An 18986-nucleotide genomic window follows, 5' to 3' on the forward strand; every position below is an offset into this window, starting at 1 on the left:
CGGACAGGCCCGGCGCCAGCCATGAACCCGCGGCTGCCCGACCCCCAGATCCTGGCGCTTGCCCTGCAGGCGACGGTACTGGCACACGGGCAGTTGCGCGAGGCCGCCACCGCCTTCGCCAGCGAACTGGCCAACGGCAGGGGTTGCGCGCGGGTGGGCGTCGGGTTCGTGCGGGGCCAGCAGGTCGAGCTGGTGGCGATCTCGCACGGCACGGGCGAAAACCTGCACCGCCAGGCCTTCAACCCCCTCACCGCCGCCATGGACGAGGCCGTGCAGCAAGGCGCCAGCGTGCACTGGCCCGCCGAAGGGGCACCCGCCATCCGCCATGCCCACCGGCTGCTGCTGGGCGAACGCGGCGGCGCCGTGGTCACGGTGCCCATCGTCCACCTGGGCCGCGCCGTGGGCGCCGTCACGTGCGAGTGGACCAGCGCGCCGACCGAGCTGCCCGCCGCGGTGGCCGAACTGGAGAACAACGTCAGCCTGGCCGGCCCGGTGCTCTACCTGATGGCCCAGCGCGAGCAGCCGTGGTACCGCCGGATGCACCAGCGCATGGACCCTGCGGACACCGGCAGCCGGCGCCGCACCGCCCTGCTCGCGGCCGGCGCCGCCGTGCTGCTGGCCGCCCTGCTCGCCTGGCCGGTGTCCTACCGCGTCGGCGGCCATGCGCGCGTCGAGGGCCAGCAGACGCGCGCCATCGTCGTGCCGGCCGACGGCTACCTGCAGGCCGTGCATGTGCGCCCCGGTGACCGCGTGGCGCAAGGCCAGCTGCTGCTGGAGATGTCCGACCAGGACCTGCAGCTGCAAAAGCGCAAGTGGGGCAGCGAGCTCGGCCAGTACGAGAACGCCTACGCCAGTGCACTGGCGCGCGCCGACCGCGCGGCCATGGTCATTGCGCTGGCACGCGTGGAGGAAGCCCGCGCCCACCTGGGCCTGGTCGAATCCGAGCTGGTGCGTGCGCGCATCACCGCGCCCTTCGCCGGCATCGTCGTCGATGGCGACCTCACGCAGTCGCTCGGCGCCCCGCTGGAGCGCGGCAAGCCGCTGCTGCAACTGGCGCCCCTGGACCGCTACCGCGTCATGCTGCAGGTGGACGAGCGCGACATCGGCCATGTCCGCGTCGGCCAGACCGGCGAGCTGGCGCTGTCCGCCCTGCCCTGGGATGCGCTGCCCATCCGCGCCGTGCGCATCACGCCCATGGCGCGGCCGGTCGAAGGGCGCAACGTGTTCGAGGTGGAGACCGACGTGACGGCCGACGCGGAGCGCATCCGCCCGGGCCTGGAAGGCGTCGGCAAGCTGGACACCGGCCGCGCCGCGCTGGGCTGGGTCTGGTTCCACGGCGTGGCCGACTGGCTGCGCCTGGCCCTGTGGTCCTGGGTGGCGTAGCCATGCGCTGGCTCCGCTCCGCCAAGGCAGGTGCGCAGCAAGCGGACGCGCAGGCGGCGCAGGAATCGCTGTTCAACCCGCGCTGGCACCGCGTGGCCGGCCTGCGCCCGCAGCTGCGCCCCCACGCCGAACTGCGGCTGCAGGTGCAGCGCGGCAAGCCCTTCCACGTGCTGCGCGACCTCACCAACGACAACGCGCTGCGGCTGAACGAGGCCGCCTACGCCTTCGTCGGCCGCTGCGACGGGCAGTGCAGCGTGCAGCAGATCTGGAGCGCCATGCTTGCGGCCCAGCCGCACCAGGCCGTCACGCAGACCGAGATCATCGAGCTGCTGGTCGGCCTGCACGGGCGCAACCTGCTGCAGTTCGACGTCACGCCCGACGTGGAGAACCTGTTCCACGCGCAGGACCGGCGCCGCCGCCGGCGCCGTGCCGGCGGTGTCAACCCGCTGGCCTTTCGCCTGCCCCTGGGCGACCCCTCGCGCCTGCTGGCGCCGCTGCGCCCGCTCGGCCCCTGGCTGTTCTCGCGCACCGGCCTCGTGCTGTGGCTGGCGGCCGTGCTGCCCGCGCTGCTGGCCGCGGCCATGCACTGGGACGAATTGGCGCAGGGCGCCGGCAAGGTGCTCGCCTCGCCCGGTTACGTGCTGCTCGCCTGGCTGTGCTACCCCTTCATCAAGGGCCTGCACGAGGCCGCCCACGCGCTGGCGCTGCAGCGCTACGGCGGCGCCGTGCACCAGGCCGGCGTGACCCTGATCGCGCTGAGCCCGGTGCCCTTCGTCGACGCCTCCGCGGCCGACGGCCTGCGCCAGCGCGGCCAGCGTGCGCTGGTCAGTGCCGCCGGCATCCTGGCCGAGCTGGCCATCGCCGCGCTGGCCATGGGCGTGTGGCTGGCCGTGCAACCCGGCCTGGTGCGCGACCTGGCCTTCATCGTCATGCTCACCGGCGCACTGTCCACCGTGCTGACCAACGGCAACCCGCTGCTGCGCTACGACGGCTATTTCGTGGTGTGCGACCTGCTGGACCTGCGCAACCTCGCCACGCGCAGCGGGCGCTGGTGGTCCGAGGCCATCGGCGAGCGGCTGTTCGGCGTGCGTGTGCGCACGCCGGTCGAACCGCTGCCCGGCGAGCGCATCTGGCTGCGGCTCTACGCGCCGCTGTCATGGACCTACCGCATCGTGCTGTCCGTCGTCGTCGCGCTGTGGCTGGGCAGCTTCGCCGCCATGCTGGGCGTGGCCGCGCTGGTGGTGCTGCTGGGCGCCAACATCGCCGTGCCCTTCAAGAACATGCTGCAGATGCTGGGCCTGTCCACCCGCGAGGACGGGGAACGCCGGCGCGCCTGGCTGCGGGCCGGCCTGGTCGGCGCGGCGCTGGCCGCCTTCGTCACGCTGGTGCCGCTGCCGCAGTCCAGCGTCGCCGAAGGCGTGGTCTGGCTGCCCGACAACGCCCAGGTGCGCGCCGGCACCGACGGTTTCATCACCGAACTGGACGCCGGCGACGGCCAGCAGGTGCATGCCGGCGCGCGCATCGCGCTGCTGGACGACCCGGTGCTGCCGGCGCGGCGCGCCACGCTCGTCGGCGACGTGGCCGAAGCCAACGTGCGCCTGTTCTACGCCATCGACCGCGCCCCGCAGGATGCGCCCGACCTGCGCCAGCGCCTGGCCTACCACGAGGCCGAGCTGGCGCGCCTGGACGAGCGGCTGGCCGTGCGCGAGGTCGCGGCGCTGGCAGACGGCCTGCTGGTGCTGCCCCGGCACGACGAGCTGGTCGGCCAGTTCCGCCGCCGTGGCGAAGCCATCGGCTACGTGCTGACCGCCGCGCCCACCACCGTGCGCGTGGCCCTGCCCCAGCAGCAGGCCGATCTGGTGCGCGGCAGCACCCGGGGCATCGCGGTGCGGCTGCTCGAAAGCCCGGCGCAGCCCCATGCCGGCCGCATCGCACTGCGCGTGCCCGGCACGCTGAACCAGTTGCCCAGCGCCGCGCTGGGCGAAGCCTCCGGCGGCCGCATCGCCACCGACCCGGCCGACCCGGACGGCCTGCGCACACGCCAGCCGGTGGTGGTCATGGACATCGAGCTGCAAGGGCGTGCGAGCCCGCGCTTCGGCACGCGCGCGCTGGTGCGCTTCGACCACGGCACGGCGCCCCTGGCGCAGCAGGCCCTGCGCGGCCTGCAGCAGCTGCTGCTCGGCCACTTCAACCCCCGGTCATGAACACCGCCGCCCTGCACCTGCCCGTCCCTGGCATGCGCTGGGGCAGCTACCCCGAGCGGCCCGAGCCGCCCGGCGGTCGCAGTTGGCGGCGCGGCCTGCCGCTGCCCTTCGCGCTGCGCTGGCCCGGTGCCTGGCGCCAGCGCGCGCAGGCCGTATGGGACCAGGCCGCGCAATGGCAGGCGCTGGACGACACAGCCTTCGCCGCGCTGCGCGAGGAGGTGCAGCAGCGGCTGCTGCGCTCGGGCCTGGACGGCGCCGCCGCCGCCCAAGCCCTGGCCTACGTGGCCGAGGCCGCACGCCGCACCCAGGGCCGCCAGGCTTACGTCACGCAGCTCATGGCCGCGCTGGCGCTGCTGCGTGGCCACCTGGCCGAGATGGCCACCGGCGAAGGCAAGTCGCTCGCCGCGGCGCTGACGGCCGGTGTCGCCGCGCTCGCCGGCATTCCCGTGCACGTGCTCACCGCCAACGACTACCTGGTGCAGCGCGACGCCGAGACCTTCGCGCCGCTGTACCGGCTGCTGCACCTGCGCTGCGCCTGGGTCGGCGCCCGCCACGACGAGGCCGAGCGCCGCCAGGCCTATGCCGCCGATGTCGTCTACGCCACCGCCCGCGAGGCCGCCTTCGACTACCTGCGCGACCGCATGCGCCACGGCACCGGCGGCGCGCCGCTGCAGCAGCGCGCGCGCGCGCTGGCCGGCCGGGACGGCGAGGGGCCGGTGCTGCGCGGCCTGTGCATGGCCGTCATCGACGAGGCGGACAGCATCCTCATCGACGAGGCGCAGATGCCGCTGGTGCTCTCGCGCGAGGTGGTCGATCCCGCCGCCCGCGCCTTCCTGTGGCAGGCCTGGGCGCTGTCCGGCCGGCTCGTGCTGGGGCAAGACTTCATGCTGCAGGGCCAGCCCGCGCGCGCCGCGCTGCTGCCCGCCGGCCTGGAGCGCCTGGCGCGCCTGGCCGCCGGCCTGGGGCCGCTGTGGGTCAACGCCCAGCAGCGCGCCGAGACCGTCGTCACCGCACTCAGCGCGCGCCACCTGCTGCAGCGCGACCGCGACTACGTGGTCGTGCCGGGCGATCCGGCCAAGCGCAGCAAGCCGGAGATCGCCATCGTCGACATGCTCTCGGGCCGCATCGCCGAAGGCCGGCGCTGGTCGCGCGGGCTGCACGGCCTGGTCGCGCTCAAGGAAGGCATCCCCATGCCGCCCGAGTCCGAGACCATGCTGCAGATGACCTACCAGCGCTTCTTCCGCCGCTACCACCGCCTGTGCGGCATGAGCGGCACGCTGGCCGAAGGCCGCACCGAACTGCGCCAGCTGTACGGCTGCACCATGCTGCGCGTGCCGCTGCGCCTGCCCGACCGCAGCAGCGCCTGGCCACTGCGCTGCTACGCCGACGAGGCAGCGCGCCAGCGCGCCGCCGTCGCGCGCATCCAGGCCCTGGCGGCCAGCGGGCGGCCGGTGCTGGTCGGCTGCGATTCGGTCGCCGCCAGCGAGGCCATGGGCCAGGCCCTGGCCACCGCCGGCGTGGCGCACCAGGTGCTGCATGCGCGGCTCGATGCAGCCGAGGCCGCCATCGTCGCGCGGGCCGGCGCGCACGGCCAGGTCACCGTGGCCACCAACATGGCCGGCCGCGGCACCGACATCCACCTGGACGCCCTGGCCCTGGCCGCCGGCGGCCTGCACGTGCTGAGCTGCCAGCACAACGCCTCGCGCCGGCACGACCGCCAGCTCTCCGGCCGCGCCGCGCGCCAGGGCCAGCCCGGCAGCCACGAGACCTGGCTGGTGCCCCGCGCCCCGCTGGCCGCGGGAACGGACGAAGCCGGTGGCGCCGGCGCCCGGCTGTCCGGCCTGCACCGCCTGCTGCGCCTGCTGCCGGGCCGCGTGCGCGCCGATGGCCGCGCCGCCCTGCCGCCCGCCCTGCTGGCCTGGGCACTGCAGCGCGAGCAGGGCCGCACCGAGCGGCTGCAGGCCCGGCGGCGCCAGCAGCTGTTCCAGCACGACATCCGCTTCGATGCCAGCCTGTGCTTCACAGGCCAGCGCCGCTGACCGAACCATCCTTGATCCACCCCATGCCGATGCTTCACCCACCGATGCACCCACCGCCACGCCGCAGCCCCCTGCCCTGGGTGGGCCTGTCGCTCGCCCTGCTGGCGACGGCCAGCCAGGCCCAGCCGGCCCCGCAGGCCCTGGCCTGCCTGATCCAGCCGGCCCAGGTGGCCGAGGTCGGCAGCGCCGTCATCGGCGTGGTGCAGACGCTGCAGGCCGACCGCGGCGACCGCGTGCAGAAGGGCCAGGTGCTGGCCACGCTGCGCTCCGAGGTGGAGCGCGCCAGCGCCGAGGCCGCCCAGTCGCGCGCCAGGAGCCTGGGCGAACTGCGCGGCGCCGTCGCCGCGCTCGACCTGGCCGAGCTGCGGCGCGACCGCGCCAGATCGCTCAAGGACGAGAACTTCGTCTCGGCCCAGGCGCTGGAGCAGGCCGAGGCCGAGTTCCGTGTCGCGCGCGAACGCGTGGCCCAGGTGCGCGAGGCGCTGCGCACCGCCACGCGCGAGGTCGACACCTCCGAGGCCCAGCTGGCCCAGCGCACGCTGCGCGCGCCCTTCGATGGCGTGGTAGTGGAACGCTACGCCAACCTGGGCGAGCGCTTCGAGGAAAAGGCCTTGTTCCGCATCGCCGCCGTCGCCCTGCTCCGCGTGGAGCTGGTGGCGCCGCTGCCGCTGTTCGGCCAGCTCAAGGTCGGCCAGAAGATCCAGGTGACGCCCGAGTTGCCAGGCGCCCAGGTGCGCACCGCCAGCATCGTGCAGATCGACCAGGTGCTCGACCCGGCCAGCAACACCTTCCGGCTGCGGCTCGACCTGCCCAACGCCGACGGCAGCCTGCCGGCCGGCCTGCGGTGCCGCGCCGATCTGGGCCTGGCAGCCGCCGCCAAGGCGCCGCCGGCTCCCCAGATGAACGGCGCTGCCGCGCGCTAGAACGCCATGCCCCTGCCGCCGCGCCAGCGCCCGCTGCTCGAAGACATCGAGCGGCGCATCCTGTATTCGGCCGACACCCCGGCCGCGGCGCTGGCCGCCGCGCTCCCCAGGACGGAGGCGCACGCCGAGCAGGCCCCGGCCGCCGCCCCTGCGCAGGCGCAGCCGGTGGTGGAGCTGGTGGTGCTGGACGAGCGCGTACCCGATGCCGACGCCTTGCTGCAGGACATCGCGGCCCAGGCCGCCGAGGGCCGCAGCATCGAGGTCGTGCGCGTGGGCGCCGACGAGGACGGCGTGGCCGCCATCACCGCCGCGCTCGCCGGCCGCAGCGACGTGGCCGCGCTGCACATCGTGAGCCATGGCGGCAGCGGCGCGGTGCAGCTGGGCCAGGACGCACTGGACAACGACACCCTGCTCGCGCGGGCAGGCGACATCGCCGGCTGGGGCAGCCACCTCGCCCGGGGCGCCGACATCCTGCTGTACGGCTGCGACGTGGCCAGCGACGACGACGGCCGCGCCCTCGTGCAGGGCCTGGCCGACCTGACCGGTGCCGACGTGGCCGCCTCCCTTGATGCCACCGGCGCCACCGCGCTGGGCGGCAACTGGACGCTGGAGATGCAGACCGGCGCCATCGAGGCGCAGCTGGCCTTCGGCCTGCAGACCCAGGCGCAGTGGCAGGGTCTGCTGGCCACCTACACCGTGACCAGCACGGCCGACAGCGGCGCCGGCACGCTGCGCCAGGCCATCACCGACGCCAATGCCAACGCCGGTGCCGACAGCATCGTCTTCGCCATCCCCGGCGCTGGCCTGCAGACCATCAGCCCAACCACGGCCCTGCCCACCATCACCGGCGCGGTGGCCATCAACGGCTATACCCAATCCGACGCCACGGCCAACAGCGCCAGCACCGGCAGCAACGCCGTGATCCGCATCGCGCTGAACGGCGCGGGCGCCGGGGGTGGTGCCAACGGCCTGAACTTCGGCGCGGGCAGCGCCGGCAGCAGCGTGCGCGGCCTGGCCATCGGCAGCTTCAGCGGCGCCGGCATCCTGACCAGCGTGGGCGGGCTCACGGTGGCCGGCAACTTCATCGGCACCAACGCGGCGGGCTCGGCGGCCAGCGCCAATGCCACCGGTGTCTCGGTGGGGGGCACAGGCGCCACCAGCATCGGCAGCGCCACCCTGGCCGACCGCAACCTCATCTCGGGCAACACCAACAACATCGTCAGCAGCGCCACCGGCGCGCTCACCGTCCAGGGCAACCTGGTCGGCACCAACACCGGCGGCAGCACCACCATCGGCACGCCCACGGCCGGCATCAGCATCTCGGCCGGCACGGCCAATGCGGTCGGCGGCGCCAACGCCGGCGAAGGCAATGTGATCGCCGGTGGCGCCCGGGGCGTGGTGGTCACCAACGCCGGCACGGTGGCCAGCATCGTCGGCAACACCATCTCGCAGACCACGGTGCTGGGCATCGACCTGGCCAACGACGGCGCCACGGCCAACGATGGCGGCGACGCCGACACCGGGCCCAACGCGCTGCAGAACTTCCCGGTGATCACGGGCGCGCAGACCAGCGCCAACGGCTACCTGGCCATGCAGGGCACGCTCAACAGCACGGCCGGCAGCCAGTACCGCATCGACTTCTACGCGAGTCCCTCGGGCACCACCATCCGCGAAGGCCGCGTCTACCTGGGCTACACCACCGCCACCACCGACGCCTCGGGCAACGTGAGCTTCAAGGCCACGCTGTCAGGCAGCACCGTGGCCACGGGCGCACTGATCAGCGCCACGGCCACGCGCATGGGCGGCACCGCGCTGGCCGAGACCTCGGAGTTCTCGGCCTACCAGGCGACGACGGCGATGAACGTGGTGACGGTGACCACCACGGCCTACAGCGGGGCGGGCTCCCTGGAAGCCGCGATCAGTGCGGCCAACGCGGCGTCGGGCCCCACGCTGATCCGCTTCAACATCGCCGGCACGGGCCTGCACACGATCACGTTGCCGCCGCTGCTTGACCCGGACAATCCGATCGTCTTGCGCATCACCGAGCAGGTGATCATCGATGCCACGACCGATGACAGCTTCGCCGCCAACGGCAACCAGCCGGCCATCCAGATCGATGGCAACGGCAACGAAGCCGGCCCCACGCTGAGCGTCGACGCGTCTGGCAGCACCGTGCGCGGCCTGGCGCTCACGAACTTCAGCTACGCCGGCATCTACACGGAGATCGGCTCCAGCAACAACGTCATTGCCGGCAACTACATCGGCACTATCGGTGCGGGCGGGCAGATGCTGTCCACCTCGATCCCGACCGGCATCTGGATCGACAGCGGCAACAACAACCGGGTCGGCGGCAGCACGGCGGCGGACCGCAACGTCGTCATCGGCATCACCCAGGTCGCCATCCTGGTCACCGCGGACGGTCCCGACGCCACGGGCAACGTGGTGCAGGGCAACTACGTCGGCGTGATGCCCAACGGCCTGTCGGCCGTGACCAGCCCCGGCCAGGGCATCCAGGTGGCGGGGACGACCCTCACCAACACGCTGGTGCTGAACAACTGGGTCGCCCGCACCACCTTCAGCGGCATCTCGATCAACTTCGGCGCCACGGGCACCATCGTGCAGGGCAACCGCATCGGCACAGACGCCGCCGGCACCGCCAACTGGGGCATGCTGAGCAGTGCGGGGGTGTTCCTGAGCGGGGGTGTAGCGAACAACCTGATCCAGAACAACGTGGTGGCGTTCAGCGGCGCCAACGGTGGCGTCCTGATGGCGGCCGACACGGGCACGGGCAACGCCATCCTGGCGAACCAGATCTACAGCAACACCGGCCTGGGCATCGACCTGGGCTTCAACAACGTCACGGCCAACGACACGGGCGACGCCGACACGGGCGCCAACAACCTGCAGAACTTCCCGGTGCTGACGCTGGCGCGCACCGACGGCAGCGGCAGCCTGGAGATCACTGGCACGCTCAACAGCACGGCCAACACCTACTTGCGCATCGAGCTGTTCGCCAACACGGCCAACGACAGCCTGGGCTACGGCGAGGGCCAGACCTTGCTGGGCTTCGTCAACGTGCTGACCGACGGCAGTGGCAACGCGAACTTCGCGACCACGCTCTCCGCCAGCGTGGCGGCCGGCGCCTTCATCTCGGCCACCGCCACCAGGAGCAACAGCGGCTACACCAGCTTCAGCGACACCTCGGAGTTCGCCAGGAGCATCGTCGCCATCTCGACCGTGCAGAACACGCTGGTCGTCGACACCAACGCCGACACGGTGAACGGCGACACCACCAGCCTGTCCACGCTGCTGGCCACCAAGGGCGCGGACGGGTTCATCTCGCTGCGCGAGGCGCTGCTGGCCATCAACAACACGCCGGCCAGCAGCCTGCCCACGCTGGTGAACTTCAACATCAGCGGCAACGTGGTGCACACCATCACGCTCGCGTCGGCGCTGCCGTCCATCACCAAGGCCGTGGTCATCGACGGCACCACCGACACCGGCAGCGTCACGGCCAACGGCGGGCGGCCGGCCATCGTGATCAACGCGAACGGCATCGTGGCCGACGGCCTGCGGCTGGCGGCCGGCTCGGGTGGCTCCACCATCCGCGGGCTGGTGATCCAGAACTACGCTTCCGGCGCGGACAGCTCGGCCATCCGCATCATGGCTGGCTCCGACGGCAACACCATCGCCGGCAACTACCTGGGCGCCGTGGGCGCCAATGGGGAACAGGCGGCCGTGGCCTCCGGCGACGACGTCATCTGGATCCAGAGCAGCAACAACACCATCGGCGGCAACACAGCAGCAGACCGCAACGTGATCGGCCTGGATGGCACGCCGGCGGGCACCTACGGCATCCTGATCACCGCCGGCAACGGCAACCAGATCCTGGGCAACTACGTGGGCGTGAACGCCAGCGGCACGACGGGCTTCACAGGCCTGCAGTCCGGCATCTGGATCAACAACAGCGGCGTGGCCAACACCCGCATCGAAGGCAACTTGCTGTCTGGCGCGGGCGACCTGGCCGCCATCGGCATCAGCACTGCCGCGCCGGGCACACTGGTGCTGAACAACCGCATCGGCATCAACGCTGCGGGAACCGCCCGCATCAGCACCGTGCAGTCAGGCATCACGATCTACCAGGCAGGCGCAGGCACGGTGGTCAGAGGCAACTGGATCGGCGAAAGCACACTGTCGGGCATCGCCATCCTCAACGGCACCAGCGGCGTTGTCGTGCAGGGCAACCGCATCGGCACCGATCTGGCGGGCACAGCCAACTGGGGCAGCCGAGGCAGCGCCATCCGCATCTTCGGCAGCGACACCATGGTCGGTGGAACGCTGCCGGGTGAAGGCAACGTGGTGGCCTTCTCCAACCAGGACAACGCAGTGGCCGACGCCATCCAGGTGGTCAGCGGAGTCCGCAATGCCATCCTGGGCAACAGCATCTACGGCACGGGCCTGAATTCCGGCGCGCTGGGCATCAACCTGGGCGCCACTGGCGTGGAGGCCAACGACGCGGGCGACGCCGACACCGGCGCCAACAACCTGCAGAACTTCCCCGTGCTGGCGCTGGCGCGCACCACCGGCAGCGGCAGCTTCGAGATCACGGGATCGATCAACAGCACGGCCAACACCTACCTCCGCATCGAGCTGTTCGCCAACACCGGCACCACCACCAGCGGCTATGGCGAAGGCCAGACCTTGCTGGGCTTCGTCAACGTGCTGACCGACGGCGCGGGCAACGCGAGCTTTACCACCACCCTGGGCGCCACGGTGGCCGTGGGCGCCTACATCTCGGCCACGGCCACGAAGTCGGTGGCCGGCTACGGCAGCTTTAGCGACACGTCGGAGTTCGCCAGGAGCATCGTCGCCATCTCGACCGTGCAGAACACGCTGGTCGTAACCACCGCGGCCGACACGGTGGACGGTGACACCACCAGCCTGTCCACGCTGCTGGCCACCAAGGGCGCGGACGGGTTCATCAGCCTGCGCGAGGCCTTGCTGGCCATCAACGGCACGCCGGCCGGCAGCTTGCCGACGCTGGTGAACTTCAACATCGCCGGCAGCGGCGTGCACACCATCACGCTGGGTTCGGAACTGCCCTTGATCAACAGGCCGGTGGTCATCGACGGCACCACCGACAGCGCGAGCTTCACAACCAATGGGAACCGGCCCGCCATCGTGCTGCAGGGCAATGGCAGCGGTGGGGGCTGGAACGGGCTGAACCTGGATACCGGCAGCGGCGGCAGCACCATCCGCGGGCTGGTCATCCAGGGCTTCGACATCGGCATCTACGTCGGCACGGACGGCAACACCATCGCCGGCAACTACATCGGTCGGCTGGGCACGGACGGCAGCCTGTCGGGCGGCGCCACGAACGCCTTCAGCATCCTCGTGCGCGGTGCGAACAACACCATCGGTGGCACCACGGCGGCCGACCGCAACGTGGTGAGCGGCAGCGCCTCCGTCAACATCACGCTGGATGCCGCTGCCGCCACCGGCAACCGCATCCTGGGCAACTTCATCGGCACGGACGCGGCAGGCACGGTGAGCGCCACCAGCACCGTCAACGGCGTCTGGATCACGGGCGGTGCCGCCAACACGGCGGTCGGCGGCACGGCGGTCGGCGCGGGCAACCTGATTGCGGGCCACGCGAGTGCGGGGGTCAGCATCGACGCCGCCGCGGGCACGGGCAACGCCGTGCTGGGCAACAGCATCCGATCGAACAGCGGCCTGGGCATCGACCTGGGCGTCGACGGCGTCACGGCCAACGACACCGGCGACGCCGACACCGGTGCCAACAACCTGCAGAACTTCCCCGTGCTGACGCTGGCGCGCACCAATGGCAGCGGCAACTTCGAGATCACAGGATCGATCAACAGCACGGCCAACACCTACATCCGCATCGAGCTGTTCGCCAACACAGCCAACGACCCCAGCGGCTACGGCGAGGGCCAGACCTACCTGGGCTTCGTCAACGTGCTGACCGATGGCAGCGGCAACGCCAGCTTTGCGACCACGCTGTCGGCCACGGTGGCGGCTGGCGCCTTCATCTCGGCCACGGCGACGAAGTCGGTGGCGGGCTACGGCAGCTTCAGCGACACCTCGGAGTTCGCGCGCAGCGTGGTGGCCGTCTCGACCACGCAGCAGAACGTGCTGGTCGTGACCACGGCGGCCGACCTTGTGGACGGCGACACCACCAGCATCTCCACGCTGCTGGCCACCAAGGGAGCGGATGGCTTCATCAGCCTGCGCGAAGCCATCATCGCCATCAACAACACGGTGGCCAACGGCTTGCCCACACTGTTGAATTTCGGCATCGCCGGCACCGGCGTGCACACCATCACGCTGGGCTCGGCGCTGCCGGCCATCACCAAGCCGGTGGTCATCAACGCCAGCTCGGACGACAGCTTCGCGGCCAACGGCAACCGCCCGGCCATCGTGCTGCAGGGCAACGGCAGCGGCAGCACCTGGTTCGGGCTGGAATTGCAGAGCGGCAGCGGCGGCAGCACGGTGCGCGGCCTGGTCATCCGCGGCTTCAACGCCGGCATCTACCTGCGGGCAGGCTCCGACGGCAACACCATCGTGGGCAACTACATCGGCCAACTGCAGGCCGACGGCACCTACACCAGCGCCGCCAGCGCCGAGGTCACCTGGGGCGTGGAGGTGGCCAGCGCCAACAACACCATCGGCGGCACCACGGCTGCCGACCGCAACGTGATCTCGGGCATGCAGAGCGCGGGTGCCGGCGTGAGCCTGGAGACCACCGGGGCCACCGGCAACCGCGTGATCGGCAACTACCTGGGCACCGATGCCAATGGCACGCCGCTGGGTGTGGGTGCCGAGGGCGTGATCGCCCGCGTCGGCGCCTTCAACAACACCATCGGCGGCACCGCGGCCGGCGAAGGCAACCTGATCGCGGGCTCGGCGCTACGGGGCATCTGGATCACCCCGAGCAGCGGCGCCGGTAATGCCATCCTGGGCAACAGCATCCATTCGAACGCCGGCCTGGGCATCGACCTGGACGCGGCGGGCGTGACGGCCAACGACGTGGGCGATGCCGACACCGGCCCGAACAACCTGCAGAACTTCCCGGTGCTGACGGTGGCGCGCACCAACGGCAGCGGCAGCTTCGAGATCAGCGGCAACATCAACAGCACGGCCAACACCTACATCCGCATCGAGCTGTTCGCCAGCACGGTCAACGACCCCAGCGGCTACGGCGAGGGCCAGACTTACCTGGGCTTCATCAACGTGCTGACCGATGGCAGCGGCAACGCGAGCTTCTCGAGCACGCTGTCGGCCACGGTGGCGGCGGGCGCCTTCATCTCGGCCACGGCAACGAGGTCAGTGGCAGGTTACAGCAGCTTCAGCAGCACCTCGGAATTCGCGCGCAGCGTGGTGGCCATCCACACCACGCAGCAGAACGTGCTGGTCGTGACCACGGCGGCCGACCTTGTGGACGGTGATACCACCAGCATCTCCACGCTGCTGGCCACCAAGGGAGCGGACGGATTCATCAGCCTGCGCGAAGCCCTCATCGCCATCAACAACACGGTGGCCAACGGCTTGCCCACCTTGTTGAACTTCGCCATCGCCGGCACCGGCGTGCACACCATCAACCTGGCCACACCGCTGCCGGACATCGTGCGGCCCGTGTTCATCGACGGGCGCAGCGACGACAGCTTCGCGGCCAACGGCAGCCGGCCTGCCATCGTGTTGGTCGGGCCCGGCACCGGCGGCAACACCAATGGGCTGGGGCTGGAGACGGGCAGCGGCGGCAGCACCATCCGCGGCCTGTCGATCCAGAACTTCAACACCGGCATCTTCATCAACCCCGGCTCCAGCGGCAACACCGTGGTCGGCAACTACCTCGGTGCGCTGGGATCGGACGGCAGCCTGGGCAGCGGCGCCAACGCCTTCGGCGTCATCGTGCGCAGCGGCGGCAACACCATCGGCGGCACGCTGGCGGCCGACCGCAACGTGGTCAGTGGCAACACCAGCGGCAACATCGTGCTGGACGCCAGCACAGCCACCGGCAACCGCATCATCGGCAACTATGTGGGCACCAACGCAGCTGGCGTGGCCGGCGGCAGCGGCGGCTTCTACGGCGTCTGGCTCGCTGGCGGTGCGCACGACAACCAGATCGGCGGCACGGCGGCCGGCGAGGGCAACCTCGTCGTGGGCCACAACACGGGCGTGTTCATGGCCGCGACGGCAGGCGTGGCCAACGCGGTGCTGGGCAACACCATCTACGGCAACAGCGCGCTGGGCATCGACCTGGGCGCCCTCGGGGTGACGGCCAACGACACCGGCGACGGCGACAGCGGTGCCAACAACCTGCAGAACTTCCCGGTGCTGGCCACGGTGGGGCTGGCCAGCAACCAGTTCACGATCACCGGCAGCCTGAACAGCGAGGCGAACAAGACCTACCGCATCGAGTTCTTCGGCATTCCCTACGGCGGCACGGACGGCTCGGGCAACGGCGAAGGCAATGTGTTTTTGGGCTTTGTCGATGTCACGACCAACGCCAGTGGCAACGCGAGCATCAACGCCACGCTGGCCGCTGCGGGCCTGACCTACGGCGCCTGGATCAGCGCCACGGCCACCGAGAAGACCGGGGCGAGCAGCTACGGCTCGACCTCGGAGTTCTCGGCCAACGTGCAAGCCGCCAACACGGCGCCGGTGCTCACGGTGCCGGCGAGCGCCGCCTACACCGAGAATGGCGCGGCGGTGGCCCTGGCGCCCGCCGCCACGGTGGTGGATACCGAACTGGCGGCCGCCGGCAACTACGCCGGCGCCACGCTGACGCTGCAGCGCAACGGCGGCGCCAACGCCCAGGACCTGTTCGTGGCCACGGGCGGCTCGCTGTCGGCGCTGACGCAGGGCGGCAACCTGGTCTACGGCGGCACGACGGTCGGCACCGTGACCACGAACAGCGGCGGCACGCTGGTGCTGAGCTTCAACGGCAATGCCACGCAGACGCTGGTCAACAACGTGCTGCGGGCCATCGGGTATGCCAACAGCAGCGACGCGCCGCCGGCCTCGGTGCCGATCGGCTGGTCGTTCAGCGACGGCAACACGGGCGCCCAGGGCGGCGGCGGCGCGCTGGCCGGCACCGGCACCACGACGGTCACCATCACGGCCGTGAACGACGCGCCGACGGTCACGGCCACCGGCACCACGCTCGCCTACACCGAGAACGCCGCGGCCACGGCAGTTGACCCCGGCGTGACCGTGGCCGACCTGGACAACGTCAACCTGACCGGCGCCACAGTGACGATCAGCGCCAACTACGCCAACGGCGAAGACGTGCTGGCCTTCGTCAACGCCAACGGCATCACCGGAAGCTGGAACGCGGCCACCGGCGTGCTGACGCTCTCGGGCAGCGCCACGGTGGCCAACTACCAGGCGGCGCTGCGCAGCGTGACCTACGTCAACACCAGCGACAACCCCAGCACGGCCACGCGCACGGTGTCGTTCGTGGTCAACGATGGCACAACCACGAGCACGGCAGCCACGCGCAACATCTCGGTCACGGCGGTGAACGACGCACCCGTGGTCACGACCACGGGCACCACGCTCGCTTACACCGAGAACGCGGCGGCCACGGCCGTCGACGCAGGCGTGACGGTGAGCGACGCGGACAACACGAACCTGAGTGGCGCGACTGTCACGGTCAGCGCCAACTACGTGAACGGGCAAGACGTTCTGGCCTTCGTGAACGCCAACGGCATCACAGGCAGCTGGAACGCCGCCACCGGCGTGCTGACGCTCTCGGGCAGCGCCACGGTGGCCAACTACCAGGCGGCGCTGCGCAGCGTGACCTACACCAACACCAGCGACAACCCGAGCACCGCCACACGGACCGTGTCCTTCAGCGTCAGCGATGGCGCGCTCAGCAGCACGGCCGCCACGCGCGATATCGCCGTCACGGCCGTGAACGACGCACCCGTGGTCACGACCACCGGCACCACGCTCGCCTACACCGAGAACGCCGCGGCCACGGCCGTCGACGCGGGCGTGGCCGTGGGCGACTTGGACAACGCCAACCTGACCGGCGCAACGGTGACGATCAGCGCCAACTACGTCAACGGCCAAGACGTGCTGGCCTTCGTCAACGCCAACGGCATCACGGGCAGCTGGAACGCCGCCACCGGCGTGCTGACACTTTCGGGCACCGCCACGGTGGCCAGCTACCAGGCGGCGCTGCGCAGCGTGACCTACGTCAACACCAGCGACAACCCGAGCACGGCCACGCGCACCGTGTCGTTCGTGGCGAACGACGGCACGGGCACCAGCGCGGCTGCCACACGCGACATCGCGGTCACTGCCGCCAACGACGCGCCCGTGGCCACCACCACAGGCAGCACGCTGAACTACACCGAGAACGCTGCGGCAACGGCCATCGACACCGGCCTGACCGTCAGCGACGCGGACAACGCGAACCTGACCGGTGCCACCGTCACCATCAGCGCCAACTACGCCAATAGCCAGGACGTGCTGGCCTTCACGAACCAGAACGGCATCACGGGCAGCTGGAACGCCGCCACCGGCGTGCTGACGCTCTCGGGCAGCGCCACGGTGGCCAACTACCAGGCCGCGCTGCGCAGCATCACCTACGCCAACACCAGCGACAACCCGAGCACGGCCACGCGCACGGTGTCGTTCACCGTCAGCGACGGCACGGCCACCAGCACGGCGGCCACACGCGACATCGCGGTCACTGTCGTGAACGACGCGCCGGTGGTGACCACCACGGGCACGGCGGTGGGCTACACCGAGAACGCGGTGGCCACGGCCATCGACGCGGGCCTGACGGTGAGCGATGCGGACAGCGCCAACCTGAGCGGCGCCACGGTGCGCATCAGCGGCAACTACGCCAGCGGCGAAGACGTGCTGGCCTTCACCGATGCCAATGGCATCACCGGCAGCTGGAATGCCGCTACTGGCGTGCTGACGCTCTCGGGCAGCGCCACGGTGGCGAACTACCAGGCCGCGCTGCGCAGCGTCACCTACGTCAACACCAGCGACAACCCGAGCACGGCCACGCGCACCGTGTCGTTCGTCGTCAGCGACGGCACCGCCAGCAGCCTGGCGGCCACGCGCGATGTGGCCGTGGCGGCCGTCAATGACGCGCCGGTGATCACCAGCAACGGCGGCGGCGCCGGCGCGGCGGTCAGCATCGCGGAGAACACCACGGCGGTGACCACGGTGACGGCCACGGACGTGGACGGCCCTGGCCTCACCTTCACCATCAGCGGTGGCGCAGATGCGGCGCTGTTCGCCATCGACAGCGTGACCGGGGCACTGCGCTTCGTGGCGGCACCGAACCATGAGTCGCCCGGCGATGCCGGCGGCGACAACGTCTACGACGTGGTGGTGCGGGTCAGCGACGGCGCCGCCAGCGACACCCAGGCCATCGCGGTCACCGTCACCGACGTGGACGAGTTCGACGTCGGCCCCGCCATCGACACCGACGCTACCGCCAACAGCGTCGCCGAGAACGCCGCCAATGGAACGGCCGTGGGCATCACCGCCTTCGCCAGCGATCCGGACAGCACGGCAACGGTCACCTACAGCCTGTCGAACAACGCCGGTGGGCGCTTCGCCATCAACGCCACCACCGGCGTGGTGACGGTGGCCGACGGCACGTTGCTGAATTACGAGGCAGCCGCCAGCCACGGCATCACCGTGCTGGCCACCTCCAGCGACGGCTCCACCTCCAGCACCAACTTCACCATCAACCTGACCGATGTGAACGAGGCGCCTGTCGGTGCGGTCTCCGATGTGAATGCGGCGGCCAACCAGGTGGCGGAGAACGCCGCCAACGGCACCACCGTGGGCATCACCGCGCAGGCGCTCGACCCCGACGGCACGGCCACGGTGAGCTATAGCTTGAGTGACAGCGCGGGTGGACGCTTTGCCATCAACGCCACCACCGGCGTGGTGACGGTGGCTGACGGCACGCTCTTGAACTACGAGGCGGCCACCAGCCATGGCATCACCGTGGTGGCCACTTCGTCGGACGGCAGCACCTCCAGTGCCAGCTTCACCATCAACCTGACCGATGTGAACGAGGCGCCTGTCGGTGCGGTCTCCGACGTGAATGCGGCGGCCAACCAGGTGGCCGAGAACGCCGCCAACGGCACCACCGTGGGCATCACCGCGCAGGCGACGGATCCCGACGGCACGGCCACCGTGAGCTATAGCTTGAGTGACAGCGCGGGCGGACGCTTTGCCATCGACGCCACCACCGGAGTGGTGACCGTGGCCGACGGCACGCTCTTGAACTACGAAGCCGCCACCAGCCATGGCATCACTGTCTTGGCCACATCCAGCGACGGCAGCACCTCCAGCGCCAACTTCACCATCAACCTGACCGATGTGAACGAGGCGCCTGTCGGTGCGGTCTCCGATGTGAATGCGGCGGCCAA

Annotated in this window: 5 protein-coding genes; all 5 read left to right on the forward strand. The window is 71.0% G+C overall.

Annotated features, from left to right (window positions below; genetic code table 11):
* The first annotated feature begins 21 nt into the window (after positions 1-21).
* Positions 22-1383, forward strand: coding sequence for an efflux RND transporter periplasmic adaptor subunit (locus DES41_RS36450; protein ID WP_114472578.1), 1362 nt, complete (start codon positions 22-24; stop codon positions 1381-1383).
* Positions 1384-1385: 2 nt separating this feature from the next.
* Positions 1386-3587: a hypothetical protein gene (locus tag DES41_RS38645; RefSeq protein WP_170168401.1), complete on the forward strand. Its 2202-nt coding sequence runs from the start codon at positions 1386-1388 to the stop codon at positions 3585-3587.
* Positions 3584-5626, forward strand: coding sequence for a preprotein translocase subunit SecA (locus tag DES41_RS36455; RefSeq protein WP_170168402.1), 2043 nt, complete (start codon positions 3584-3586; stop codon positions 5624-5626). Before DES41_RS38645 ends, DES41_RS36455 begins: the two co-directional genes overlap by 4 nt.
* Before the next feature lie 23 nt (positions 5627-5649).
* A complete protein-coding gene (locus DES41_RS36460) occupies positions 5650-6549 on the forward strand; it encodes an efflux RND transporter periplasmic adaptor subunit (protein WP_114472579.1) in 900 nt (299 codons plus the stop codon).
* A 6-nt stretch (positions 6550-6555) separates the two neighbouring features.
* The coding region (locus tag DES41_RS36465) for a DUF4347 domain-containing protein (protein WP_114472580.1) at positions 6556-18986 on the forward strand (12431 nt) is incomplete at its 3' end.

Source organism: Pseudorhodoferax soli (assembly GCF_003337555.1).
Taxonomy (GTDB): Bacteria; Pseudomonadota; Gammaproteobacteria; order Burkholderiales; family Burkholderiaceae_C; genus Pseudorhodoferax; species Pseudorhodoferax soli.